This is a genomic window from Bacillus sp. SA1-12 (assembly GCF_000981385.1).
GTDB lineage: Bacteria > Bacillota > Bacilli > Bacillales > Bacillaceae > Metabacillus.
Genome location: NZ_LATZ01000099.1, coordinates 1 through 624, shown reverse-complemented (window position 1 = coordinate 624; position 624 = coordinate 1). Strand labels below are relative to the sequence as shown.

The window sequence follows — 624 nt, the reverse complement described above, 5'->3', positions numbered from 1 at the left end:
ATATTATATTTTTAGGCCCTAGTGGTGTGGGGAAAACTCATTTAGCCACTGCCATCGGCATAGCAGCTGCTAAAAAGAGAACCAGCACTTATTTTATTAAGTGCCATGATTTACTCCAGCAGTTAAAGAGAGCTAAAATTGAAAATCGTTTAGAAGCAAGATTAAAGCATTATACCAAATATAAACTGCTTATTATTGATGAAATTGGCTATTTACCTATTGATCCAGAAGATGCGAAATTGTTCTTTCAACTCATTGATCTAAGGTATGAAAAGAGAAGTACAATTCTAACAACTAATATCAATTTCAAGTCATGGGATGAAGTCTTTCAAGATTCTAAACTGGCCAATGCGATTTTAGACCGGGTTTTACATCACGCAACAGTAGTAAGTATTGTTGGAGAATCTTACCGAATCAAAGATCATCTTGCGAAAGAAAATGAGTAGAATTTGTACATACTTAAACGATCAAAAGTGTACATACTTAGGTTGACATTTATAGCTCTTTTCAGATTATCTGTTTCAACATAAGAAGTTTACGCCTAGTTCTTAGTTCTTCCTAATTGTTCAGCCCTTCCCCTAATTCTCGAGAAAATAGGGTACTATGACTTCTGCTGACTTCTGA

At 34.8% G+C, this 624-nt stretch carries 1 protein-coding gene; it reads left to right on the top strand.

Annotated features, from left to right (window positions below; translation table 11 throughout):
* A partial coding sequence (istB, locus tag WQ54_RS18000) for an IS21-like element helper ATPase IstB (protein WP_046517167.1) occupies positions 1-446 on the top strand: 446 nt, incomplete at its 5' end.
* Positions 447-624 lie beyond the last annotated feature (178 nt).